Genomic DNA, 24191 nt, shown 5'->3' with positions numbered 1-24191 from the left:
CAGAAACTGTGCGGCCGCTCGCCTCCCCGCCCTCGTGGAAAGCCGGTGCCCGATGACCACCAGCCCTTCCCTCGCACCGCCCGACCGGGCCGGCGAACCCCGGACCGACGGCCCGCACCGCGCCGCGGCCGCCGGCGACCGGTCACTCACCGAGTTCGGCTACCCCCAGCAACTGCACCGCACCATGGGGCGGTTCGCCTCCTTCGCGGCCGGCTTCTCCTTCATCTCGGTGCTCACCACGGTGTTCCAGCTCTTCTCCTTCGGCTACGGCTTCGCCGGACCTGCGTTCTTCTGGAGCTGGCCGCTCGTCCTCGGCGGCCAACTGCTGGTCGCGGCCTGCTTCGCCGAACTCGCCGCGCGCTACCCGATCTCCGGCTCGATCTACCAGTGGGCGACCAGGCTGGCCAACGCCACCTACGGCTGGTTCACCGGCTGGCTGATGGTGATCGGGCAGATCGTGGTGGTCACCGCCGCCGCCCTGGCCCTGCAGGTGGTCCTGCCCGCCGTCTGGCCCGGGTTCCAGCTCCTCGGCGGGGACCCGGCCCTGACCACCGGCACCGGCGCCGCCAACGCCGTCCTGCTGGGCACCGCGCTGATCGCCCTCACCACGCTGGTCAACGTGATCGGCATCCGGCTGATGTCGGTGATCAACAGCGTCGGCGTCACGGCCGAACTGGCCGGCATCGTGCTGATCTCCGTCCTGCTCCTCACCCACAGCGAGCGCACCCCGACCGTGGTGCTGCACACCGGCGGGCAGGGCGGATACCTCTGGCTGTTCCTGGTCGGCTCGTTCACCGCCGCGTACGTGATGATCGGCTTCGACAGCGCCGGCGAGATGTCCGAGGAGACCCGCGCCCCGCGCCGCACCGCCCCCAGGACCATCCTGCTCGCCCTGGCCGCCGCCGGCCTCGGCGGCGGCCTGCTGATCCTCGGCGCCCTGCTGGCCGCCCCCGAGCTCACCGACGGCCGGCTCGCCACCGAGGGCATGTCGTACGTGCTGACCAGCACCCTCGGCGACCTCCCCGGCCGGCTGCTGCTCGCCGACGTCGCGGTGGCCGTCTGCGTCGGCACGCTGGCGATGCAGACCGCCGGCGCCCGGATGATCTTCTCGATGGCCCGGGACGGCGTCCTCCCGTTCTCCCGCCGCCTGGCGGCGGTCTCCCCCCGCACCGGCACCCCGCACCTGCCCGCCCTGGTGACCGGCGGGCTGGCGACCGGGTTCCTGCTGGTCAACCTCTTGGCGCCGTCCGCCTTCCTGGCCCTGGAGACCACCTGCATCGTGCTGGTGTACACCGCGTACGCGCTGGTGGTGGGAGCGATGCTGCGGCGCCGCCTGCGCGGGCTGCCGATCGGCACCGAGGGCGAACGGGACGAGCACGGCGAGCCGTTGTTCAGCCTGGGCCGCTGGGGCCTGCCGGTGAACGTCCTCGCCCTGCTGTACGGCGTGGCGATGACGGTGAACCTGGCCTGGCCGCGCTCCGCCGTGTACGACCCGGCGGGCGGGCACTGGTACCTGCAGTGGTTCAGCCTGCTGTTCCTGGCGGCCGCACTGGCGGCCGGGGCCGCCTACCGGCTGCGCCGGCGCTGACCCCGGCACCACCCCGGCGCCGGACGCACCGCCGCCGCTCCCGGGCCCGGCCCGGCTGCGTCCCCCTGGTTCAGGCGGGCCGCAGCCGGGCCGCGGCCGTGCGCGCGGCGGCGGTCTGGCCCGCTGTCCGGCCGGCCAGCCGCAGCGCGGCGTCGGCCACCGCCTCGCCCACCTCCCGTGCCTGCCGGCCGCCGGTCTCACGGGCCACCGCCACCCCGCCCTCGACCAGCCCGAGCAGCAGGTCGGTGCGCAGCGCCGGGTCGCCGGCCTCGTCCAGCCGGGCCAGCAGGGTGCCGTACGCGGCCTTCAACTCCCCCCGGGAGCGGCGGAATCCGGCGAAGCGTTCACCGCGGACCTCGGGCAGCTGGTACAGCGCGCCGAGGTTGTAGAGACCGCCGAAGAGCAGCTCCGCGTCGAAGGCGGCGAGCGCCCAGAGCCCGGCGGCGGCCGTCTCCTCGTCGCACTCCCCGAGCCCGGCGAGCAGCCGGCCCGCGAAGGTCAGCGAGGGCTCGACCGTGCTCTCCAGCAGGGTGGCGAGGATGTCGTCCTTGCCGGTGAAGTAGTGGTAGAGCGAGGCCTGCCGCAGTCCGGCGCGCTCGGCCACCGCCCGGGTCGTGGTGGCCGCGTAGCCGTTGACCGTGAAGAGTTCGGCCGCCGCCGCCAACACCTCGGCGCGGGGCGTCAGTTCACTCGCCGACGGACCCTTCGCACGGGGGCGTCCGACGCGGGGCGGGGTTCCTCGGTTGGCGGGCACAGCATGATCCTCGCACAGGCCCCCGGTGGTGAGGGGACGGTAACCGCGGTGAAACGCGCGGGCAACGGCGGCGACCCCCGGCGCACCTAATTTCTGTCACGCGACAGAAACCCCCGGCAGCAGCCCAGGAGGCGCCGTGACCACCCCCGAGACATCCACGGCCACCACCGTGGCCGCCCGCGCCCACGCCCGGGCCCAGCACGGCCGGGTCGTCGAGTGCATGCCCCAACTGCCGCCCCCGGAAGGCACCCTGTGGGCGGAGACGGTGGCCGGCGGCAACTACACCCACCTCGCCGTCCCGGCCGGCACCGAACTCACCCTCACCGACACCGAGGGCGACGCCTGCGCCCACCTGCTGCTGTACGTCACCGGACGCCCCTGGGAGCGGCTCAACGCCGCCGACACCGTCAAGGTCCAGTGGAACGCCTACCTCGGCGCGGGCAGCCTGCTCCTCTCCGACCAGGGCCGGGTGCTGGCCACCCTGGTCGAGGACACCTCGGGCCGGCACGACGCCCTGACCGGCACCTCCGCCGCCGCCCGCAACACCGCCCGGTACGGCGACGGCAGCGCCCACGGCCCCTCCCCCGCCGGCCGCGAACTGTTCAAGCTCGCCGCCGCCAAGCAGGGCCTGACCCCCCGCGACCTGCCGCCCGCCATCTCCCTCTTCCGGGGCGTGCGGGCCGAGCCGGACGGCTCCCTGACCCCGACCGGCGCGGCCGGCCCCGGCGCCCGGGTCACCCTGCGGGCCGAGCAGCCGCTCACCGTCCTGATCGCCAACACCGCGCACCCGCTGGACCCGCGCCCCGGCTACCACTGCAGCCCGCTCGCCGTCCGGGCCGTCCCGGGCCGGCCGACCGCCGCCGGGGACCCGCTGCGCACCGCCACCCCCGAGGCGCACCGCGCCTTCCTCAACACCGACGCCGCCAACTCCACCACCCTGGAGGCACGATGACCACCGTCGTCCTGGACCAGCTCGTCCCCGCCCGCGCCGGCTGGTCGGCGGTCGTGCGGCGCGGGCAGCAGCTCACCATCACCGATCTCGGCGGCAACCAGGCGGTGGACTGCCTCCTCTACGACGCGCACGACACCGGCGTCCGGTACAGCGCCCCGGACACCCTCCAGGCCCAGGGCTCGCTCTTCCTCACCAAGGGCAGCGTGCTGCTCTCCGACGAGCACACCCCGCTGATGACGGTGCTGGCCGACGACTGCGGCCGGCACGACACCGTCGGCGGCGCCTGCTCCAAGGAGTCCAACACCCTGCGCTACGGCCACCACACCTGGTCCCAGCACGCCTGCGTGGAGAACTTCCTGGCGGAGGGCGCCCGTTGGGGCCTCGGCAAGCGGGACTTGGTGAGCAACATCAACTGGTACATGAACGTGCCGGTCGAGGCCGACGGCACCCTCGGCATCGTGGACGGCCTCTCCTCCCCCGGGCTGCGGGTCGTCCTGCGGGCCGAGACCGACGTCCTCGTCCTGGTCTCCAACTGCCCGCAGATCAACAACCCCTGCAACGGCTTCGACCCGACGCCGGTCCAGATGACGATCAGCGAGGACTGAGCCGATGACCTACGACACCCTGCTGATCGCCAACCGGGGCGAGATCGCCGTCCGGATCATCCGCACCGCCCGCCGGCTCGGCCTGCGGACGGTCGCGGTGTTCTCCGACCCCGACCGCTCGGCGCCGCACGTCCGGCTGGCCGACCACGCCGTGCGGCTCGGCCCGGCCCCCGCCAAGGACAGCTACCTCCGGGCCGACCTGGTGCTCGGCGCCGCCCTGGACAGCGGAGCCGGCGCGGTCCACCCCGGCTACGGGTTCCTCTCCGAGGACGCCGGCTTCGCCCGTCGCGCCGAGGCCGCCGGCCTGGCCTTCGTCGGGCCGACCCCGCACCAGCTGGAGGTGTTCGGCGCCAAGCACACCGCCCGGGCCGCCGCCGAGGCCGCCGGCGTCCCGCTGCTGCCCGGCACCGGGCTGCTCCCGGGCCTGGACGAGGCCCTGGTCGCCGCCGAGTCGGTCGGCTACCCGGTGATGCTCAAGGCCACCGGGGGCGGCGGCGGGATCGGCATGCAGGCCTGCCGCTCGGCCGCCGAACTCGCGGACGCCTGGGAGCGGGTGCAGCGGGTCGCCGCCGCCAGCTTCTCGACGGCCGGCGTGTTCCTGGAGCGCCTGGTGGAGCGGGCCCGGCACGTCGAGGTGCAGGTCTTCGGGGACGGCACCGGCCGGGTCGTCACCCTCGGCGACCGGGACTGCTCGCTCCAGCGCCGCAACCAGAAGGTGCTGGAGGAGGCCCCCGCCCCCGGCCTGCCGGACCGGGTCCGCACCCAACTCGCCGACTCCGCACGGGCGCTGTGCGCCGGGGTGGACTACCGGTCGGCGGGCACGGTCGAGTTCGTCTACGACGCCGTCCGCGAGGAGGCGTACTTCCTGGAGGTCAACACCCGCCTGCAGGTGGAACATCCGGTCACCGAGGCGGTGCACGGCGTCGACCTGGTGGAATGGATGCTGCGCCTGGCCCAGGGCGACACCGGGGTGGTCCGCGAGGTCGGCCCGCCGGTCGGCCACGCCGTCGAGGCGCGGGTCTACGCCGAGGACCCGAGCCGCGACCACCGGCCCAGCGCCGGCCTGCTCACCGAGGTGGCCTTCCCCGCGGGCGCCCGGGTCGACGCCTGGGTGGAGACCGGCACCGAGGTCACCACCTCCTACGACCCGATGCTCGCCAAGGTGATCGTGCACGGCACCGACCGCGAGCACGCGCTGGCCGAACTCGGCACCGCCCTGGCCGGCACCAGGATCGAGGGCATCGAGACCAACCTCGGCCTGCTGCGCGCCGTCCCGGCGGTCGAGGCCGTCCGCGCCGCCACCCACCACACCGCCACGCTCGCCGGGGTCACCGACCCCACGCCCAGGATCGAGGTGGTGCGGGCCGGCACCCTCACCTCCGTCCAGGACTGGCCCGGCCGCACCGGGTACTGGCACGTCGGGGTCCCGCCCTGCGGGCCGATGGACGACCTGTCCTTCCGGCTCGGCAACCGCGCGCTCGGCAACCCCGAGGGCCTGCCCGGCCTCGAATGCACCCTGCAGGGCCCGGCCCTGCGCTTCACCCACCCCACCTGGGTCTGCGTGACCGGCGCCCCCGCCGCCGTCACGGTGGACGACCGGCCCGTCCCGCAGTGGGAGCCCGTGCTGGTGCCGGCCGGCGCCGTGCTGGACCTCGCCGCCCCGCCCGGCCCCGGCCTGCGCACCTACCTGCTGCTCGCGGGCGGCCTGGACGTCCCCCGGTTCCTCGGCAGCGCCGCCACCTTCACCCTGGGCAAGTTCGGCGGCCACGGCGGCCGGGCCCTGCGGGCCGGCGACGTCCTGCACGGCGGCACCGGCGGCCCGCACCCGGCCTTCGCCCCCGTCCCGCCGGCCGAGCACCCGGAGTTCGGCACGGTCTGGGAGCTGCCGGCCGCCGAGGGCCCGCACGCCGCACCGGAGTTCTTCACCGAGCAGGACGTGGAGACCTTCTACGCGGCCGACTGGAAGGTCCACTTCAACAGCGCCCGGACCGGCGTCCGGCTGGTCGGCCCCAAGCCCGCCTGGGCGCGGACCGACGGCGGCGAGGCCGGCCTGCACCCCTCCAACATCCACGACACCCCGTACTCGGTCGGCGCCGTCGACTACACCGGCGACATGCCCGTCCTGCTCGGCCCGGACGGCCCCTCGCTCGGCGGGTTCGTCTGCCCGGCCACCGTCGTCACCGGCCAGCGCTGGAAGCTCGGCCAGCTGCGCCCGGGCGACACCGTGCGCTTCGTGCCGGTCACCCTGGACGCCGCCGCCGGCCTGCGCCGCACCCCCGCCACGGCGCCCACGCCCTCCCGCGCGCCGATCACCGACGGCGGCGTGCTCGGCCGGCTGCCCGCGACGGCGGACCGGCCGAGCGTCACCTACCGGCGCAGCGGGGACGACAACCTGCTGGTCGAGTACGGGCCGATGCAGCTGGACCTGGCCCTGCGGATGCGGGTGCACGCACTGGCCGAACGGCTGGCCGCCGAGCAGCCGGCCGGCATGCTGGGCCTCACCCCGGGGATCCGCTCGCTCCAGGTGCACACCGACCCGGACGTCCTGCCCGTCCCCCGGCTGCTGGAGCTGGTCCGGGAGATCGAGGCCGCGCTGCCCGCCACCGGCGAGCTGCGGGTGCCCAGCCGGACGGTCCACCTGCCGCTCTCCTGGGACGACCCGGCGACCCGCGAGGCGATCACCCGCTACATGGCGGGCGTGCGCGACGACGCCCCCTGGTGCCCGTGGAACATCGAGTTCATCCGCCGGATCAACGGCCTGGAGTCGGTCGAGGACGTGTACCGGACGGTCTTCGACGCCGAGTACCTGGTGCTGGGCCTCGGCGACGTCTACCTGGGCGCACCGGTGGCCACCCCGCTCGACCCCCGGCACCGGCTGGTCACCACCAAGTACAACCCGGCCCGTACCTGGACGGCCGAGAACTCGGTCGGCATCGGCGGCGCCTACCTCTGCGTGTACGGGATGGAGGGGCCGGGCGGGTACCAGTTCGTCGGCCGGACGGTGCAGATGTGGTCCGGCTGGCAGCAGCGCGGGCCGTTCACCCCGGGCGCGCCCTGGCTGCTGCGGTTCTTTGACCGGATCCGGTGGTACCCGGTGTCGGCGGACGAACTGCTGGAGATGCGGGCCGACATGGCCGCCGGGCGGCTGGAACTGAAGGTGGAGGAGGGCGAGTTCGCGCTCGCCGACCACCTGGCCTTCCTGGCCGCGAACGCCGGCCCGATCGAGGACTTCCGGGCGGTGCAGGCCGCCGCCTTCGGCGCCGAGCGCCGGGCCTGGGAGGAGGCGGGCGAGTTCGACCGCGCCGAGAGCGCCGCCGCCGAGGTGCCGGGGCCGGTCCGGCAGGTCCTGGCGCCGCCCGGCGGGGCGGTGGTCGAGGCCGAGTTCACCGCCTGCGTCTGGAAGGTGGACGTGAAGGCGGGCGAGCACGTCCGCCGGGGGCAGCAGCTGATGGCCCTGGAGGCGATGAAGATGGAGTCCCCGGTGTTCGCCGCCCGGGACGGCGTGGTGGCGGAGCTGCTGGTGGGACCGGGCGACCAGGTGGAGGCCGGCTCCCCGCTGGTCGTGCTGGCCGCCGTCCCGGCGGAGGTGGCGGCATGACGACGACCGGGGCGAGGACGGAGCCGGCGGACGGCGCCGCCGTGCGGCGGGTGCGCGAGGCGTACCGGCGGATCGACGAGGCGGACCGGCCGGAGGTCTGGATCGGTCTGCGGCCGCGGGACGAGGTGGAGCGGGAGGCCGCCGAGGTGGACTCCCGCCGGGCCGCCGGGGCCCACCTGCCCCTGGCGGGAACGGTGTTCGCGGTGAAGGGCAACATCGACCTGGCGGGCCTGCCGACCACCGCCGGCTGCCCGTCCTTCGCCTACCTGCCCGAGGCGGACGCGCCCGCGGTGGCCCGGCTGCGGGCGGCCGGCTCGGTGCCGATCGGCACCACCAACCTCGACCAGTTCGCGACCGGCCTGGTCGGCACCCGCAGCCCGTACGGCGCGGTGCGGGGCGCCGTCGACCCGGCCAGGGTGTCGGGCGGCTCCAGCTCCGGTTCGGCGGTCGCGGTCGCCCTGGGCCTGGTCGACCTGGCGCTCGGCACGGACACGGCCGGCTCCGGCCGGGTGCCGGCCGCCTTCAACGGCGTCGTCGGGCTGAAGCCGACCGGCGGCGTGGTGCCCACCACCGGCGTGGTCCCGGCCTGCCGCAGCCTGGACTGCGTCTCGGTCTTCGCCCGGTCGGTGGACGCGGCCGAACTCGCGTACGGGATCATCGCCGACCCCGTCCCGGTCGGCCCGGCGCCGCGCCGCCCGGGGCCCTGGCGGATCGCGGTGCCCGCGCCGGAGCAGCTGGGGGAACTGGACGAGGGCTGGCCGGCCGCCTATCTGGCGGCCGTGGACCGGCTCACGGCGGCCGGCGCCGAACGGGCCGGCATCGACCTGGCCCCGTTCGATGCGGTGGCGAGGATGCTCTACGAGGGCGCCTTCGTGGCCGAACGCTACGACGCGGTGGGCGAGTTCATCGAGAAGCAGGCCGGCGCGCCCGATCTGGACCCGGTGGTGCGCCGGATCATCACGGCCGGCCGGGACATCCCCGCGCACCGGCTGTACCGCGACCTGGCGGAGCTGTCCCGGCTGCGGGACCTCGCGCTGGCCGAACTGGGTGAGGCGGACGCCCTGTTGCTGCCCACCACGCCGGGCCACCCGACCCTGGCGGAGGTCGCCGCCGATCCGGTGGGGGCCAACAGCCGGCTCGGCCGGTTCACCAACTCGACCAACCTGCTGGGGCTCTGCGCCCTCGCGGTGCCGGCCGGGCAGGTCCGCGGCCTGCCGTTCGGGGTGATGCTGATCGGCCGCCCGCACACCGAGTCCCGGCTGGCCGTCCTGGCCCGCCTGCTCGCCGCTCCCCCGGCACCGGCCGCCCCGCCGGCAGCGGTGCCGCCCGGGCCGCCGGCGGTCCGGCTCGCGGTGCTCGGGGCGCACCTCACCGGCCAGCCCCTGAACGGCCAACTGCTCGCGCTGGGCGCCACCCTGGCCCGCACCACCCGGACGGCGCCGGACTACCGCCTGTACGCCCTGGACACCGCCCCCGCCAAGCCCGGCCTGGTCCGGGTGCCGTCCGGCGGGGCGTCCGTGGAGGCCGAGGTCTGGGAGCTGCCGGCCGCCGGCCTCGGCACGCTGACCGCCGCCCTGCCGGAACCGATGGCGATCGGGTCCGTCCGCCTCGCCGACGGCAGCCGGGTCGCGGGGTTCCTCTGCGAGCCGGCCGCACTGGCCGGCGCCGAGGACATCACCGGGTACGGCGGCTGGCGCGGCTACCTCGCCGCGCACGACCCGTCCTGACCGGGCTGATCCGGGCTGACCGGGTTGATCCGGCACGAGCCGCCGCTGAGCCGCCGCCGGGGCGGCCCGGCCGCCCGGCGGCGGCTCAGCGGTCCCCGCGCCGGATCAGCCCGCGGGTGGTGGCCGCCCGCACCGCGGCCGTCCGGGAGTCCACCCCGAGCTTGGTGTAGATGTGCACCAGGTGGGACTTCACGGTCGCCTGGCTGAGGTGCAGCTGCCGGCTGACCTGCTGGTTGGTCAGCCCGGCGGCCACCAGGCCGAGGACTTCGGTCTCCCGGGCGCTGAGCGCCGCCGAGGGCGTGCGCATCCGCTCCAGCAGGCGGTCGGCCACCGTGGCGGCCAGGGCGGAGCGGCCGGCGGCGGCGGCCCGGACGGCCTGCGCCAGCTCCTCCGGCGGCGCGTCCTTCAGCAGGTAGCCGGTGGCGCCCGCCTCCAGCGCGGGCACCGTGTCGGCGTCGGTGTCGTAGGTGGTGACGATCAGCACCCGGGGGGCGCCCGGCCGGGCGGTGATCGCGGCGGTGGCCTGGGCACCGTTCATGCCGCGGCCGAACTGGAGGTCCATCAGCACCACGTCGACGTCCGGCCGGGCGGCCAGCTGGACGGCCTGCTCGGCGGTGGCCGCCTCCGCGACGACCACCAGGTCCGGCTCGCCCTCCAGGACGGCCCGCAGCCCGGCCCGCACCACCGGGTGGTCGTCGGCGAGCAGCAGCCGGATCGGCGCGGCGGGGGCGCCCCCGGGCACCTCGGGCGGGACGGCGGGACGGACGGGGTCGCTCATGCGCCCTCCTCGGCCGGTTCGGGCAGCAGGACGGCCAGCGCGGTGCCCCGGCCGGGGGCCGACTCCACCGTGAACGTCCCGCCGAGGGAGCGGGCCCGGGCCCGCATCGCGGGCAGGCCGAACCCGGCGTCGCCCGTGCCGGGCGCGGACACCGCGGCCGGGTCGAAGCCGGTGCCGTCGTCGAAGACGTCCAGGGCGACCTCGGAGTCCATGTAGCTCAGGGTGACCTCCGCGTGCGAGGCCCGGGCGTGCCGGACGGTGTTCGCCAGCGCCGACTGGGCGATCCGCAGCAGTGCCACCTCGTGCGGCCCCGGCAGCGGCGCCGGGTCGCCGGAGAGGTGGAACCGGACGGGCACGCCGCTGTGCTCGGCGGTGGTGGCGCAGAGCCGCTCCAGCGCGGCGGGCAGCGAGGAGCCGTCCAGGTCCGGCGGGGTGAGCGCACGGACGAAGCGGCGGGCCTCGGCGAGGTTGTCCTGCGCGGCCTGCCGGGCCTGCTCCACGTACCCGGCGGCGGCCTCGGTGCGGTCGGGCAGCGCCCGGCCGGCGGCCCGCAGCAACAGCTGGATGCTGGACAGGCTCTGCGCCAGGGTGTCGTGGATCTCCCCCGCCAGGCGCTCGCGCTCGGCCAGCACGCCGGCGGTGTGGTGGGCGGCGGCCAGGTCGGCGCGGGCGGCGCTCAGCTCGTCGATCAGCCGGCGGCGCTCCTCGCTCTCCCGGTAGAGGGCCTGGTAGCCGAGCACGGTGGCGATGGCGACGGCCGCGCCGAGGGTCGGCCCGATGACCGCGGCGGGGTCGAAGCGGTGCTGGTGCCAGGCGAAGCCGAGGACGGCGGCCGCCGTGGTCAGTGCCACGGCGGCGAGCCCCGAGCGGCGCCCGAGCAGGTGCAGCTGGAGGAAGAACAGCGGGAAGGCGAGCCAGACGCCGTCCTGGGTCAGTGCCAGCAGGACCAGCCAGGCCGCGGTCAGCGCGCCGAGCCAGAGCGCCGAACCGGCCCGCGAGCGGCGGACGGCGCCGAGCAGCGGGCCGGCCGCGTAGACGGCGCCCGTCGTGAGGGCGACGGCGGTGACGGCCGCCGGCCGGGAGCTGTGGACGGTGGAGCGGGCGACGGCCAGCGCGAGCAGGCCGGCCACCAGCAGGTGCAGACAGATCCGGAGCACGGCGGCGACGGGGGTGAGTGAACGGTCGGTCGCCATCCCTCCAGGCTAGGCGCCCGCGCGGTGGCCCGGCATCAATCGAAAGGTTGACCTGCGGTTGTGTCCTTCGATGCGGAGGATCCAATCCCCGGTGCGATGCCGGAGCCCAGGCTCCCCGGCGAGATTGGTGGGCGTCAACCCGTTGCCGAGGGAAAGGCCCGTCGTGTTCGTCGCCCGGAGGGACCTGGGGTTCGCCAAGGGGCGGTTCGCCCTGATGGGGACCGTCATCGTACTGATCACCGTACTGGTGGGCCTGCTCTCCGGCCTGACCGCCGGGCTGGGCCGGCAGAACGTCTCCGCGATCACCGGCCTGCCCGCCGACCGGCTGGTCTTCTCGGCCCCCGCCGACGGGCAGAAGCTCTCCTTCACGGACTCGCAGGTGACCCCCGCGCAGTGGGACGGCTGGGCCGCCGCCCCCGGCGTCCGGTCGGCCGAGCCGCTGGGCATCGCCACCGCCAGGGCCGCGGCCGGCGCGCGCACCGCCGCGCTGTCCGCCTTCGGGCTCCCGGCGGGCTCGGCGCTCGCCCCGCGCGGCGACCTGCTGGCCCCGGGCCGGGTGGTGCTGTCCGCGTCCGCCGCCGCGGACCTGGACGTCCGGGCCGGCTCCACGCTGACCCTCACAGGCCGTGAGCTGACCGTCGCCGCCGTCTCGGGCGACGCCGCGTTCAGCCACCTCCCGGTCGTCTGGACCAGCCTGGCCGACTGGCAGCTGCTCGCTCCCCCCGCAGCTCCCCCCGCAGCCGGCTCCCCCGGATCCGGCCCCGTTACCGGCTCCGGCGAGCACGCCACGGTGATCGCCCTGTCGCTCTCCTCGGCCGGCGGCCTCGCCGACGCCGACCGCCGCTTCGCCACCAGGGCGCTCACCCCGGACGACTCGCTCGCCGCGATCGGCTCCTACACCTCCGAGAACGGCTCGCTGCAGCTGATGCGGGGCTTCCTGTTCGCCATCTCGGCCCTGGTCGTCGGCGCCTTCTTCACCGTCTGGACGATCCAGCGCAGCGGGGACGTCGCCGTCCTGAAGGCGCTCGGCGCCTCCACCGGCTACCTGCTGCGGGACGCGCTCGGCCAGGCCGTGCTGCTGCTGGTGGCGGGCACCGCCGTGGGCACCGCGATCGCGGTCGGGGTGGGCGCGGCCGTCGGCTCCGCCGTGCCCTTCGTGCTGGACGCGCCGACGGTGCTGGTGCCCGCCGCCGTGATGACCGGCCTCGGCGCGCTCGGCGCCGGGCTCTCGATCCGCCGCATCACCTCCGTCGACCCGCTGACCGCCCTGGGGAGCGCCCGATGAGCCTGCAGCTCGCGAACATCACCCTCACCTACCCGGACGGCGACGGCCGGCTGACCGCCCTCGACGACGTCTCGCTGGACGTCCCGGCGGGCACCGTCACCGCGGTGGTCGGCCCGTCCGGCTCGGGGAAGTCCAGCCTGCTGGCGGTGGCCGCCACCCTGATCGCCCCGGACCGCGGGCGGGTCGTCCTGGACGGCGTGGACACCGGCGGCCTGGACCGCACCGGGCTGAGCGCCCTGCGCCGGCAGCGGATCGGCATCGTCTTCCAGCAGCCGAACCTGCTGCCCTCGCTGACCGCCGCCGAGCAGCTCCAGGTGATGGCCCACCTGGACGGCCGCTCCCCGCGCGCCGCCCGCGCCCGTGCGCTGGAGCTGCTGGCGGCGGTCGGCCTGCCGGACCTCGCCGGCCGGCGTCCGCACCAGCTCTCCGGCGGGCAGCGCCAGCGGGTGAACATCGCCCGGGCCCTGATGAACGACCCGACCGTGCTGCTGGTGGACGAGCCGACCAGCGCCCTGGACCACGAACGCGGCGCGGCGGTCATCGACCTGATCACCGGCCTCACCCACCGCCGGGCCACCGCCACCGTGCTGGTCACCCACGACCGGACCCACCTGACCGCCGTCGACCAGGTCGCCGAGGTGCACGACGGGCGGCTGACCGTGCCGGCCCGGACCTGAAGCCGGCGTCCCCGGCCGGTCCGCCGGCCGGGGACGTCCTGGGCCGCGCTACTTCCCGGGGCCGAGCACGGTGTCGACGGAGAGCGTCACCGGCGCGCCGACGGAGGCCGGCAGTTCGAAGCTCTGCCCGGGGTGGTGCACCGCGTGGACGGGACCATGATGTCGGTCAGCGACCGGCTGTGCGGAGCATTGGCGGGCGGCGTCACGGCGATCTGGCTCCCGATGATCTCGACCCGGTACCCGACCAGCTGGTCGGAGATCAGGTCGGCCGCTTCGAGCAGCGTCGGCGGCTCGAAGGGCTGTCCCACTGCTGCGGCGGACATGGAGTTCCTCCTGGCTGCCGGTGTCGGGGCCATCATCGTAGGACGCACCGGCCGCCGCGGGGCCGCACGGCCGGGTTCACCCGGGCGAGTGCCGTCAGCGCGCCCGGAGCCGCAGCGCGGGGCGCTCCTCCTCGGCGTCCGCGCGGCCCTCGGCCCAGAGCGAGCGGACGTGGCCGAGGTGGCGGGACATGCACTCCTCGGCGGCGTCGGCGTCGCCGGAGATCATCAGGTCGAGCAGCTCCAGGTGCTCCTCGGCGGAGGAGACCAGCTCGCCGCGGGCGTCGAGGCGGGTGAGGCCGTAGAGGCGGGATCTCTTGCGGAGGTCGCCGACCACCTCGACCAGCCGGGCGTTGCCGGCCAGGCCGAGCAGGTCCAGGTGGAACTGGCGGTCGGCCTCCAGGTAGCCGATCAGGTCGTGCCGGCCCGCGGCGTCGACGATGGCCTGGGCGGCCGGGCGCAGCCGCTCCAGCTGCTCCGGGGTGGCCGTGCGGGTGACCCGGCCGACGGTCGGCACCTCGATCAGGGCACGGATCTCGGTGAAGTCGTCGAGGTCGCCCTCGGTGAGTTCGGTGACCCGGAACCCCTTGTTGCGGACGGCCTCGACCAGCCCCTCGCGGGCCAGGTCGAGCATGGCCTCGCGGACGGGGGTGGCGGAGACGCCGAAGTCGGCGGCGAGCGCGGGGGCCGAGTAGACGACGCCGGGGCGCAGTTCGCCGGAGATCAGGGCGGCCCGCAGGGCGTGGGCGACCTGGTCGCGCAGCCGCTCCTGGACGGAGATCAGGTTGCGGGGTTTGAGGTCGGCCATGGTGTTCCTCCGGCTGGTCGCAGGCCACCATTGTACAATGTCACGTTACGTGCGTTGTACAACATTCCAGCATCCGCACCGGGCGGCCCGCCGCGCGCCCCCATCGTGGCAGCGCCCGCCGCCCGCCACAACGCCCCGGCCGGAACGGGTGGTCAGGCCGCGCCGCCGCCCCGCCGGTACATCTCGGCCGCCACCGCCAGGTCCTCCCAGGCCTGGCCGACGCTCTTGAAGAAGCGCGGCCGGCCGGCCGGCACCGGGGCCTTCCCGTTCACCAGCTCGGCCAGGTTGTGCGGCGACCCGGCGGCCGGCCCCGCCAGCAGCAGGTCGCCGGCCTCCCGACCGGCCGCGGCGCGCGCCTCCACGTACAGCTCCGACCGGCCGACCAGCGCGGTGTCCACCTCCCGGGCGTCCGGCTCGTGGGAGCCGACCGCCGCGACGGCGGCGTGCGCCGGCACCAGCGCGCCGTCGAACAGCGGCGTGCGCGCCGTGGTGCAGCAGACCACCACGTCCGCCTCGGCGACCGCCTCCGGCGTCCCGGTGGCGGCGGCCGGGCCGAGTTCCCGGGCGTACCGGACCAGCGCCTCGGCCGGGCCGGCGCTGCGGGCGACCACGGTGACCCGGGTCAGCGGGCGGATCGCGAGCAGCGCGTCCAGGTGGCCGTAGGCCTGCGGTCCGGCGCCGAAGAGGACGAGGTGCGCCGCCTCCGGGACGGCGAGCCGGCGCAGCGCGACGGCGGTGACGGCGGGGGTGCGCAGCGCGGTGAGGGCCGCGCCGTCGTACAGCGCCAGCGGCTGCAGGGTGGGGCCGTCCAGCAGCAGGTAGCTGCCGGTGATCCGGGGCAGCCCGCGGGCCGGGTTGGCCGGGGCGACACCCGCGATCTTGACGCCCGCGTGGGCGGCCGAGGCCGCGGGCATCAGCAGCAGCTCCCCGGCCGGGACGGGCAGGCCGGTCCGGGGCGGGCAGTCCTCGGGGTCGAGCCCCTCGGCCAGCACCCGTTCGATCGCGTCGGCGGCCTCGGCCGGGGTGAGCGGGGCGGCCGGGGTCAGGGGCGCGGCGGGGCGGCGGGCGGTCATCGGCGGTGGGTCATGGCAGCAGGAATCCGGTTCCGAGAGAGTCGTGCGGGTCCAGGACGAAGCGGTGCTCGCCGGTGCGGTGGGCGGTGCCGGTGACCTCCGTGAGGAGGCCGTCCGGGTGGTCGCCGGCGAGGCGCCCTGTGAACACCGTGCCGATCACCGATTCGTGGCGCAACTCCTCCCTCGGCGCGATCCGGCCCTCGGCGGCGAGCACGGCCAGCCGCGCGGAGGTGCCGGAGCCGCACGGGGAGCGGTCGATCTGGCCGTCCGCGAAGACGGTGACGTTGCGCTGCGCGGGGCCGGCGGGGGTGTCGGGCAGCTCGTCGAAGAGGATCACGCCGTAGACGCCGGACAGCCGCGGGTCGCCCGGGTGCCGGGTGGCCTCCGCGCCGGCCAGGGCGGCGCGGATCTCCCGGCCGGCGGCGGTGAGTTCGGGCAGCAGGGCGGGGGTGACGGCGAGGCCCAGGGCGGCCGCCGGGACGGCCGCGTAGCAGGCGCCGGCGTGGGCCACCGAGACCTCGACGGTCCCGCGCGAGGTGGTGACCGGCAGCTTCGCCGCGGTGACCAGGGCCGGCACGTTGTGGAAGGTGACCGCGGTGGTGCGGCCGGCCGTGCGGTGGACGGTGGCGGTGACCCGCCCGGAGGGCACGTCGATCCGGACCGCGACCCGCCCGTCCGCGGGGGCCGGGACCAGGCCGGAGTCGACGGCCCAGGCGCCGAGCGCGACGGTGCCGTGCCCGCAGGCGGTGGAGTAGCCGTCCTTGTGCCAGAAGAGCACGCCCAGGTGGGCCCCCTCGTCGTCCGGCGGCACGACGAAGCCGCCGTACATGCCGGGGTGGCCGCGCGGCTCGCGGCTGAGCAGCTGCCGGACGGTGTCCAGCGCGCCGGGCCGGGGCTCCCCCGCGCCGCCGGGCCCGAGCGCGCAGGCGCGGCGTTCGGCGACGCTGTCACCGGGAACGGCGGGCAGGCCCGCGGTGACGATCCGGAACGGCTCCCCCGCGCAGTGGTAGTCGACGGCCTCGACCGGGCCGGGGAGGGACCGCGGGTGATCCTGGCCGGCCATCAGGAGGCCTCCGCCGGCAGCAGGGTGACGGTCCGGCCGGCGGTGTAGAAGTCCAGGGCCGCCTGGCCCTGCTCGCGGTCGCCGTGGATCGCGGCGCCGGTGCCGCCGAACGGCAGGTGGAAGTCGACGCCGCTGGAGGGGGCGTTGATCCGGATCATCCCGGCCTCCAGCCGGTCGGCGGCGGCCAGCGCGGTGTCGAGGTCCCGGGTGTGGACGGAGGTGGCGAGGCTGTGCCGGGTGTCGTTGGCCAGGGCCAGGGCCTCGTCGAGGTCGGCGGCGGGCAGCAGGACGGCGACCGGGCCGAAGAACTCCTCGGTGCGCAGCGGGTGTCCGGCGGGCACGTCCGCCAGCAGGGCGGGTTCGAGGTACCAGCCGTCCCGCTCCGGGACGGCTGCGCCGGCCAGCACGGTGGCGCCCTGGGCCCTCGCCGAGGCGATCGCGCCGGTCAGCCGCTCGCGGGCGGCGGCCGAGATGAGCGGACCGCAGACGCTCTCCAGCCCGGCCGGCCCGGCGAGCGCGGTGAGCGCCTTGGTGAGCGCCTCGCGCAGCGGCCCGTAGGCGGCGCCGACCGCGATCACCCGGCTGGTGGCGGTGCACTTCTGGCCCGCGTACCCGGCGATCGCGGCCGCCAGGTGGGCGGCGGCCTGCTCGATGTCGGCGTCGGGCAGCACCAGGGCGGAGTTCAGCCCGCCCAGCTCGGCCTGGACGGGGACGCCCCGCTCGGTGGCGGCGTGCACCACGGCCCGGCCGACGGCGGTGGAGCCGGTGAAGGAGACCACGTCGGCGGCCCGGACGAGCGCCTCGCCCTCCTCGGCGCCGCCCGGGACGACCGTCAGCACCCCCGCGGGCAGGCCGGCCAGTTCGGCCAGCCGCAGGGCGCAGGCGGTGGCCTCGGGCGCGGGCTTGAGCAGCACGGTGTTCCCGGCCGCGAGCGCGGGGGCGGCCTTCCAGGCGGGGATCGCCAACGGGAAGTTCCACGGGGTGATCAGCCCGGCCACCCCGTACGGGCGGCGGCGGGTGAGCAGCAGTCCCCGGCCGGCGGCGGGCTCGTGCACGGCACCGGTGGGCGCGTACGGCGTCTGGGCGTAGTAGCGCCAGATCGCGGCGGTCCTGGCGACCTCGCCACGGGCCTCGGCGGCCGGCTTGCCGACCTCCCGGACGATGAGCGCGGTGAGTTCGTCGGCGTGCGCCTCGACGGCGTCGGCCGCCCGGGTGAGGGCGGCGGAGCGGGCCGCGGCGCCGGCCGCCGCCCAGCCGGGCTGGGTCTCGCGGGCCCGGGCGGCGGCGGCCGCGACGCCCAGGGCGCCCGGCGCCGGGACGCTGATCACCAGGTCGGCGGGGTCGGCGGGATTGCGGGAGGTGACGGTCACGACGGGGCCTTTCGGTGCTGGGGGCCGGGCAGCGGCCGCCGGGAGGGCGGCGGCCGGAACCCGGGTCAGGGCTCGGCGGTCAGGGCTCGGCGGTCAGGGCTCGGCGGTCAGAGCAGGAACCCGGCGGGGAAGGGATCGCTCGGGTCGAGGAAGTACTGCGCGGTGCCGGTGATCCAGGCCCGGCCGGTGACGGTGGGCACCACCGCGGGCAGGCCCGCCACGGTGGTCTCGGCGACCAGGCGGCCGGTGAAGCTGGTGCCGATGAAGGAGTCGTTGCGGAAGTCCCGCCCGATCGGCAGTTCGCCGCGGGCGTGCAGCTGGGCCATCCGGGCCGAGGTGCCGGTGCCGCACGGCGAGCGGTCGAACCAGCCGGGGTGGATGGCCATCGCGTGCCGGGAGTGCTCGGCGGTGGAGCCGGGGGCGAGCAGCTGGACGTGGTGGCAGCCCCGGATCGACGGGTCCTCCGGGTGGACGGGCGGCTCGGCGTTGATCACGTCCATCAGGGCGAGCCCGGCCGCCAGGATGTCGTCCTTGCGCTCGCGCTCGAAGGGCAGCCCGAACTCGGCGAGCGGCAGCACGGCGTAGAAGTTGCCGCCGTAGGCGAGGTCGTAGCCGACGGTGCCGTACCCGGGCACCTCGGCCTTGCGGTCGAGCGCGACGGCGTACGAGGGGACGTTGCGGATCGTCACGGCGACGGCGGCGCCGTCCTCGACCCGCACCTCGGCGACGACCAGCCCGGCGGGGGTGTCCAGGCGGACGGTGGTGACCGGTTCGACCACCTCGACCATGCCGGTCTCGACCAGCACCGTGGCGACGCCGATGGTGCCGTGCCCGCACATCGGCAGCAGCCCGGAGACCTCGATGAAGAGCACCCCGAAGTCGGCGTCCGGCCGGGTGGGCGGCTGCAGCACGGCGCCGCTCATCGCGGCGTGGCCGCGCGGCTCGTACATCAGCAGGGTGCGGAAGTGGTCGAGGTGCTGCTGGAAGTGGACCCGGCGCTCGGCCATGGTGGCGCCGGGGACGACGCCGAACCCGCCGGTGACGACCCGGGTCGGCATGCCCTCGGTGTGGGAGTCGACGGCGTGGAAGACGTGGCGGCTGCGCATGGGTGGGCTCCCGTGGGGGTGAGGGTGGGCGGGCGCCGGGCCGGCGGCCCGCCCAGCCCGCCCGGGGGGGGGGCGGGGGGGGGGGGGGGGGGGGGGGGCGCCGGGCCGGCTGCCGTCGCAGCCGGCCCGTGGGTCCTGCGGGCCGTCACCGGTCAGGCGAGGCCTTCGGCCAGGGCCTTCTCGGTGGCGGCGCGGACGGCGGCCTCGGTCTCCGGCGGGAGCGGCCCGCGCGGGGGCCGGGTCGGGCCGCCGGGCAGCCCGGCGATGTCCATGGAGAGCTTGATGGCCTGGACGAACTCCGTCCTGGAGTCCCAGCGCAGCAGCGGGTGCAGGGCCTTGTAGAGCGGCAGCGCGGTGTCCAGGTCCCGGGCCAGTGCGGCCCGGTAGAGCGCCACCGAGGCCTCGGGGAGGGCGTTGGGGTAACCCGCGATCCATCCGACGGCGCCGGCCAGGGCGAGCTCCAGCAGCACGTCGTCGGCGCCGATCAGCAGGTCGAGGCCGGGCGCCAGCTCGGCGATCTCGTACGCCCGCCGGACGTCGCCGCTGAACTCCTTGACGGCCACGATCGAGCCCTCGCCGTGCAGCTGGGCCAGCAGGGCGGGCACCAGGTCGACCTTGGTGTCGAACGGGTTGTTGTACGCGACCACCGGCAGGCCGGCGGCCGCCACCTCGGCGTAGTGGGCCCGGACGGTGGCGTGGTCGGCCCGGTAGGCGTTCGGCGGCAGCAGCAGGACGGACCCGGCGCCGGCCTCGGCGGCCTGCTCCGTCCAGCGGCGGGACTCCGCGCTGCCGTACGCGGCGACGCCCGGCATCACCCGGGCCCCGTCGCCGGCCGCCTCGACGGCGGTGGTGACGATCCGGGCCCGCTCCTCGGCGGTGAGGGTCTGGTACTCGCCGAGCGAGCCGTTGGGGACGACGCCGTCGCAGCCGGCGTCGATCAGCCGGCGCACGTGCTCGGCGTAGGCGTCGTAGTCGACGGAGAGGTCGGCGCGCAGCGGGGTCGTGGTGGCGACCATGATTCCGCGCCAGGGGCGGGCGGTGTCGTGCGGGGTGTTGGACACGGCATTACTCCTTGGTGAGGTGTGACATTTTATTAGCGGACGCAGTCGGTGACAAGGGCCCTCCCCGGCGGGTCTCAGCCCCGCGGACCGGCGGACGGACCGGGGCCGTCGGACCGGCCGCACGGACCGAGCCGGCCGAGCTGCCCCAGCGGCACCGGCACGGCCAGCGGACGGCTGTCCGGCCCGGCGGCCGGGCCGCCCGCCAGGCAGGCCACCGCGGGGCCGCACATCCGGCCCTGGCACCAGCCCATCCCCGCCCTGGTCAGCAGCTTGACCGTCCGGGCGTCGCCCGCGCCGAGCGCGTCCACCGCCTCGCCGATCCGCCCGGCGGTGACCTCCTCGCAGCGGCAGACCTCGGTGTCCGGCCGCAGCCAGCCCGGCCAGCCGGCGCCCGGCCGGTGCGCGGCGGCCATCAGCTCGGCGAAGGCCCGCAGCCGGGCCCGGCGGCGCACCGTCCCCGCCGACGGCGGGCGGCCGGCCACCGCGTACGCGGCCAGCTCCCCCTCGGCCAGGGCGAGGTCCGCCCCGCCGACCCCGCAGGTCTCGCCCGCCGCCCAGAGCCCGGGCAGGCTGGTGCGCTGCCGGGCGTCCACCCGCAGCGCGAACGCGCCGTCGGGGGTCCGGCGGGTCTCGGCGCCGAGTTCGGTGGCCAGCTCGATCTGCGGCAGCAGGCCGTGGCCGACCGCCAGCGCGTCGCAGGCGACCCGCCGCTCGGTGCCGGGCAGCGGCCGCCAGTCCCGGTCCAGCCGGGCCAGCGTGACGCCGGTGACCCGGTCGGTGCCGTGCGCCTCCACCACCGCCGTCCGGCGCAGCAGCCGCACCCGGTGCCGCAGCAGCGCGGCGGCGTGCACCGCCCCCTCGGCCAGCTTGCCGGGCACGGCGGCCGGCACCGCCGGCCGGCGCGCGTAGCCCAGGTAGTCGGCGGCCTCGGCCACCAGCGGCACCTCGGCACCGGCGGCGACCAGCGAGGAGGCCGCCGCCAGCAGCAGCGGCCCGCTGCCGGCCAGCACGATCCGGCGGCCGGGCAGCACCAGGCCGGACTTGAGCATCGCCTGCGCGCCGCCGGCCGTGACCACCCCCGGCAGGGTCCAGCCGGGGAACGGCAGCTGCCGCTCGTACGCGCCGGTGGCGAGCAGCACGGCCCGGGCCCGGACGGTCGCCCGCCGCTCCGCCGCCGCGCCCACGCCGGCGTGCAGCAGCCAGCCCTCGGCCCGCTCGGCCGTCCAGACCTGGTGCTCGGCGAGGTGGTCCACCCGGCCGGCCCGGGTGTGCGCGGCGAGCCGGACGGCCAGGGCGGTGTAGTGCCGCCAGCCGTGGTGCAGCCGCCCGGGGCGGGTGGCGCCGAGGCCTGGCGCCGGGTGCCGGTAGTACTGGCCGCCGGTGCGGGGCCCGGCGTCGAGCAGGGCGCAGCGCAGGCCGAGGTCGGCCGCGGTGACGGCGGCGGCGAGTCCGGCGGGGCCGGCGCCGATCACGGCGAGGTCGTAGCCCGCGGCGGGGTCAGACGGCGAGGTCGGCACGGCCGTGGCCCTCCTGGGTGGTGACGGTGTCGCCCGGGCCGGCCGGGAGCAGGCAGGTGCGCTGGTTGGGGCGGCCGTTGACGGTGGCCAGGCAGTCGAAGCAGACCCCGATCCCGCAGAAGGCGCCGCGCGGCCGGCCGCCGACCCGGGTGGTGCGCCAGGCGAGGATGCCCTCGGCCCAGAGGGCGGCGGCGATGCTCTGCCCGGGCAGGGCGGGGACCGGACGGCCGTCGAACTCGATCGTGTGGGCGGGCTGCGGCTCGGCCCTGACCAGGGCGGCGGGGGTGCGGCGCACGGCGGACTTCCGTTCCGGTCGGGTGCGGGCGGGCGTTCATGAGGACGTACGGGCGGGACGCGCAAGCGGCCGTTCAGGGGGAGGGCGGCGGTTCAGGCCGCCCCGGGGAAGCGGTCGGCCCGGAACGGCGCGAGGTCGAACCCGGGCGGCTTCCCGGTCAGCTGGCGGCTGATCAGCAGGCCGGTGGCCGGGGCCAGGCCGATGCCCGCGCCCTCGTGGCCGCAGGCGTGGTGGAGCCCGGGCACCCGGGGGTCGGCCCCGATGGCCGGCAGGTGGTCGGGCAGGTACGGGCGGAAGCCCCGGTAGGCGCGCAGCACCGACACGTCGGCGAGGACGGGGAACAGCCGCGCCGCCTGGGCGGCCAGCCGCCGCAGCACCTCCACCGACAGGGTCCGGTCGAAGCCGACCCGCTCGCGGCTGGCGCCGATCAGCACCGGCCCGGCGGGGGTGCCCTCGACCACGGCCGAGGTCTGCAGGGCGGCCGATCCGCTGGCCACGTCCGCGACGTAGTCGGCGGCGTAGACCTTGTGCCGGACGATCCGCGGCAGGGGCTCGGTGACCAGGACGAAACCCCGCCGGGGCAGCACCGGCAGTGCCACGCCCGCCAGCGCCGCCAGTTCGCCGCCCCAGGTGCCGGCCGCGTTGACGACGGCGGGCGCGGCCAGCTCGCCCCGGTCGGTGGCGACGCCGCGCACCTCGCCGCCCGGCCCGGTGCGCACCGCCCGGACGGTCTCGCCGAGCCGCAGTTCGGCGCCGGCCTCCCGGGCCGCGCGCAGCAGGTGGGCCGCCGCCAGGGCGGGCTGGACCTGCGCGTCCTGCGGGTAGTGGAAGCCGCCGGCCAGACCGGGGGCGAGGTGCGGTTCGAGCTCCCGCAGGGCGTCGGCGGGGACTTCCACGGCCTCCACCCCGGCCGCCGTCTGGCCCGCCGCGAAGGTCCGCAGCGCGTCCAGCCGGGGCTGGTCGGCGGCGACCACCAGGCCGCCCTTGGGCTCGTACTCGACGGCCGGGCCGAGGGTGGCGGCCAGGTCGTGCCAGAGCCGGGTGCTGAGCAGCGCGAGGTCGAGTTCGGGGCCGGGCTCCTTGTCGGAGACCAGCAGGTTGCCCTCACCCGCGCCGGTGGTGCCGCCGGCCACCGGCCCGCGGTCGACGACGGCGACCCGCAGGCCGGCCAGGGTCGCGTAGTACGCGCAGGCGGCGCCGACGACGCCGGCACCGACCACGACGACGTCCAGGGAGGCTCTCTTCACACCAGTAATATGTCACATTGCTTGCCTGCTGCCAAGGGCGCCCCGCCGCGAACGCCACGGGCCCCGCCGGGACCACCCCGGCCCCGCCGCGGCCGCCCCCCGACCTCACCGCCGCAGGCCCGGCCGCCGGGGGCGCCGTCGCCGCCGGACACGCGAAAGCCCCGGCCCGCCGGTGACGGCGGGCCGGGGCTCGGGCTCACTGACCCGGACGGATCAGGTGATGTCGTCCAGCTGCTCCCGGCGGGCGGCGGGCACCGGGGCGCCGGCCAGCGGGGCCGCCGAGGCCTCCACCGGGCCCGGGAGGGCGACGGCGTCCACCGAGAGGTCCAGCACCGAGGCCTCCTCGTCGTCCAGCCCGGCGTCCGGGTTGCGACGCGACTTGCGGCGGTCGTTGAGCATCGCGACACCCACGGCGACGAAGTACAGCGCCCAGATCGGTGCGGCCAGCGCCAGCATGCTCAGCGGGTCCGCGCTCGGCGTCGCGAAGGCAGCGAACACCGTGATGCCCATGATCATGCCGCGCCACCAGCCGAGCAGCCGGCGGCCGCTGACCATGCCGATCAGGTTGAGCATCACCAGCAGCAGCGGGAACTCGAACGCGAAGCCGAAGACCAGCACCATCCGGGTGGCGATGTTGAAGTAGTCGTTCGGCGGCAGGATCGGGGTCGTCCCGTTCGGGGTGAACGAGATCAGCACCTCGACCGTGGTCGGCAGCAGCAGGAAGGCGCAGACGGCACCGGCGATGAACAGCGGGGCGCCGCAGGCCATGAAGATCATCGTGTACTTGCGCTCGTGCTTGTGCAGCCCGGGCACCACGAACGCCCACACCTGGTACAGCCAGACCGGCACGGCCCCGACCACGCCGGCCGTCAGGGCCACCTGCAGCATCCAGGTGAAGCCCGAGGTGAGACCGATGTTGGAGACCTGCGCGCACTTGCCCTTGTACTGCGCCGCCGTCTCCACGGTGCACTGCGGGAGCGGCTTCAGCAGGAAGGTCTCGATCTGCTTGTGGTAGATCAGCGCGACGATCGTGAGGACCACGATCGCCAGGACCGACTTCACCACCCGGTTCCGCAGCTCGCGGAGGTGGTCGGCGAGGGCCATCCGCCCCTCGGAGTCCTTGGGCGCCTTCAGCGCCTTGGAAGACTTGCTCAACCCCGGTCCTCAACTCGTG

21 protein-coding genes are annotated in these 24191 nt (G+C 76.4%); 7 read left to right on the top strand and 14 right to left on the bottom strand.

The window, feature by feature from the left end; all coding sequences use genetic code 11:
- The first annotated feature begins 52 nt into the window (after positions 1–52).
- Entirely contained in the window at positions 53–1588 is a 1536-nt protein-coding gene (locus tag IE329_RS20605; protein ID WP_190212411.1) for an amino acid permease, read from the top strand.
- 70 nt (positions 1589–1658) lie between these two features.
- Here IE329_RS20605 and IE329_RS20600 read toward each other — a convergent pair whose 3' ends face one another.
- Positions 1659–2342, bottom strand: coding sequence for a TetR/AcrR family transcriptional regulator (locus tag IE329_RS20600; protein ID WP_190212410.1), 684 nt, complete (start codon positions 2340–2342; stop codon positions 1659–1661).
- Positions 2343–2478: 136 nt separating this feature from the next.
- Here IE329_RS20600 and IE329_RS20595 point away from each other — a divergent pair, with 136 nt between their 5' ends.
- Genes IE329_RS20595 through atzF form a run of 4 tightly spaced genes read left to right on the top strand, consistent with a single transcriptional unit; the run spans position 2479 to position 9224 of the window.
- A complete protein-coding gene (locus IE329_RS20595) occupies positions 2479–3294 on the top strand; it encodes an urea amidolyase associated protein UAAP1 (RefSeq protein ID WP_229927617.1) in 816 nt (271 codons plus the stop codon).
- Positions 3291–3899 carry an urea amidolyase associated protein UAAP2 gene (locus tag IE329_RS20590; RefSeq protein ID WP_190212409.1) on the top strand — a complete coding sequence of 203 codons (609 nt, stop codon included), beginning with the start codon at positions 3291–3293 and terminating at the stop codon, positions 3897–3899. Before IE329_RS20595 ends, IE329_RS20590 begins: the two co-directional genes overlap by 4 nt.
- 4 nt (positions 3900–3903) lie before the next feature.
- A complete protein-coding gene (gene uca, locus IE329_RS20585) occupies positions 3904–7497 on the top strand; it encodes an urea carboxylase (protein ID WP_190212408.1) in 3594 nt (1197 codons plus the stop codon).
- Positions 7494–9224, top strand: a complete 1731-nt coding sequence (gene atzF / locus IE329_RS20580) for an allophanate hydrolase (RefSeq protein ID WP_190212407.1) — start codon at positions 7494–7496, stop codon at positions 9222–9224. The genes uca and atzF overlap by 4 nt, the downstream gene beginning before the upstream one ends.
- Positions 9225–9309: 85 nt before the next feature.
- Here atzF and IE329_RS20575 read toward each other — a convergent pair whose 3' ends face one another.
- Positions 9310–10002, bottom strand: coding sequence for a response regulator (locus IE329_RS20575; protein ID WP_190212406.1), 693 nt, complete (start codon positions 10000–10002; stop codon positions 9310–9312).
- Positions 9999–11195: a sensor histidine kinase gene (locus IE329_RS20570; RefSeq protein WP_190212405.1), complete on the bottom strand. Its 1197-nt coding sequence runs from the start codon at positions 11193–11195 to the stop codon at positions 9999–10001. Before IE329_RS20570 ends, IE329_RS20575 begins: the two co-directional genes overlap by 4 nt.
- A 163-nt stretch (positions 11196–11358) precedes the next feature.
- On the opposite strand from IE329_RS20570, the gene IE329_RS20565 reads away from it, so the two are divergent.
- Together IE329_RS20565 and IE329_RS20560 are read left to right on the top strand one after the other, a co-directional pair.
- Positions 11359–12480, top strand: coding sequence for an ABC transporter permease (locus IE329_RS20565; RefSeq protein WP_190212404.1), 1122 nt, complete (start codon positions 11359–11361; stop codon positions 12478–12480).
- On the top strand, positions 12477–13157 hold the full coding sequence (locus tag IE329_RS20560; protein WP_190212403.1) for an ABC transporter ATP-binding protein: 681 nt from the start codon (positions 12477–12479) through the stop codon (positions 13155–13157). The genes IE329_RS20565 and IE329_RS20560 overlap by 4 nt, the downstream gene beginning before the upstream one ends.
- 86 nt (positions 13158–13243) lie before the next feature.
- Here the strand turns inward: IE329_RS20560 and IE329_RS20555 are convergent, their stop codons facing one another.
- The 11 genes from IE329_RS20555 to tatC all read right to left on the bottom strand — a co-directional run bounded on the left by IE329_RS20555 (position 13244) and on the right by tatC (position 24121).
- Positions 13244–13480 (bottom strand): hypothetical protein, encoded by a 237-nt coding sequence (locus tag IE329_RS20555; protein WP_190212402.1) that lies wholly within the window; start codon positions 13478–13480, stop codon positions 13244–13246.
- Between the two features lie 94 nt (positions 13481–13574).
- Positions 13575–14285: a GntR family transcriptional regulator gene (locus IE329_RS20550; protein WP_190212401.1), complete on the bottom strand. Its 711-nt coding sequence runs from the start codon at positions 14283–14285 to the stop codon at positions 13575–13577.
- Positions 14286–14437: 152 nt separating this feature from the next.
- Positions 14438–15358: an ornithine cyclodeaminase family protein gene (locus IE329_RS20545; protein ID WP_190212400.1), complete on the bottom strand. Its 921-nt coding sequence runs from the start codon at positions 15356–15358 to the stop codon at positions 14438–14440.
- 10 nt (positions 15359–15368) lie between these two features.
- Complete coding sequence (locus tag IE329_RS20540; protein ID WP_190212399.1) at positions 15369–16421, bottom strand: proline racemase family protein; 1053 nt, start codon at positions 16419–16421, stop codon at positions 15369–15371.
- Complete coding sequence (locus IE329_RS20535; RefSeq protein ID WP_190212398.1) at positions 16421–17791, bottom strand: aldehyde dehydrogenase family protein; 1371 nt, start codon at positions 17789–17791, stop codon at positions 16421–16423. The genes IE329_RS20540 and IE329_RS20535 overlap by 1 nt, the downstream gene beginning before the upstream one ends.
- Positions 17792–17898: 107 nt before the next feature.
- Positions 17899–18897: a proline racemase family protein gene (locus IE329_RS20530; protein WP_190212397.1), complete on the bottom strand. Its 999-nt coding sequence runs from the start codon at positions 18895–18897 to the stop codon at positions 17899–17901.
- 152 nt (positions 18898–19049) lie between these two features.
- Positions 19050–19913 (bottom strand): dihydrodipicolinate synthase family protein, encoded by an 864-nt coding sequence (locus IE329_RS20525; protein WP_190212444.1) that lies wholly within the window; start codon positions 19911–19913, stop codon positions 19050–19052.
- Positions 19914–20032: 119 nt separating this feature from the next.
- Positions 20033–21475 carry an FAD/NAD(P)-dependent oxidoreductase gene (locus IE329_RS20520; RefSeq protein ID WP_190212396.1) on the bottom strand — a complete coding sequence of 481 codons (1443 nt, stop codon included), beginning with the start codon at positions 21473–21475 and terminating at the stop codon, positions 20033–20035.
- Complete coding sequence (locus IE329_RS20515; RefSeq protein WP_190212395.1) at positions 21456–21770, bottom strand: (2Fe-2S)-binding protein; 315 nt, start codon at positions 21768–21770, stop codon at positions 21456–21458. Before IE329_RS20515 ends, IE329_RS20520 begins: the two co-directional genes overlap by 20 nt.
- 92 nt (positions 21771–21862) lie before the next feature.
- Positions 21863–23017, bottom strand: a complete 1155-nt coding sequence (locus IE329_RS20510) for an NAD(P)/FAD-dependent oxidoreductase (protein WP_190212394.1) — start codon at positions 23015–23017, stop codon at positions 21863–21865.
- A 213-nt stretch (positions 23018–23230) separates the two neighbouring features.
- Positions 23231–24121 (bottom strand): twin-arginine translocase subunit TatC, encoded by an 891-nt coding sequence (gene tatC, locus IE329_RS20505; RefSeq protein WP_190212443.1) that lies wholly within the window; start codon positions 24119–24121, stop codon positions 23231–23233.
- Positions 24122–24191 lie beyond the last annotated feature (70 nt).

It is taken from the genome of Kitasatospora indigofera, assembly GCF_014655955.1.
GTDB lineage: Bacteria > Actinomycetota > Actinomycetes > Streptomycetales > Streptomycetaceae > Kitasatospora > Kitasatospora indigofera.
This window is presented reverse-complemented; position numbering and strand designations above follow the sequence as displayed.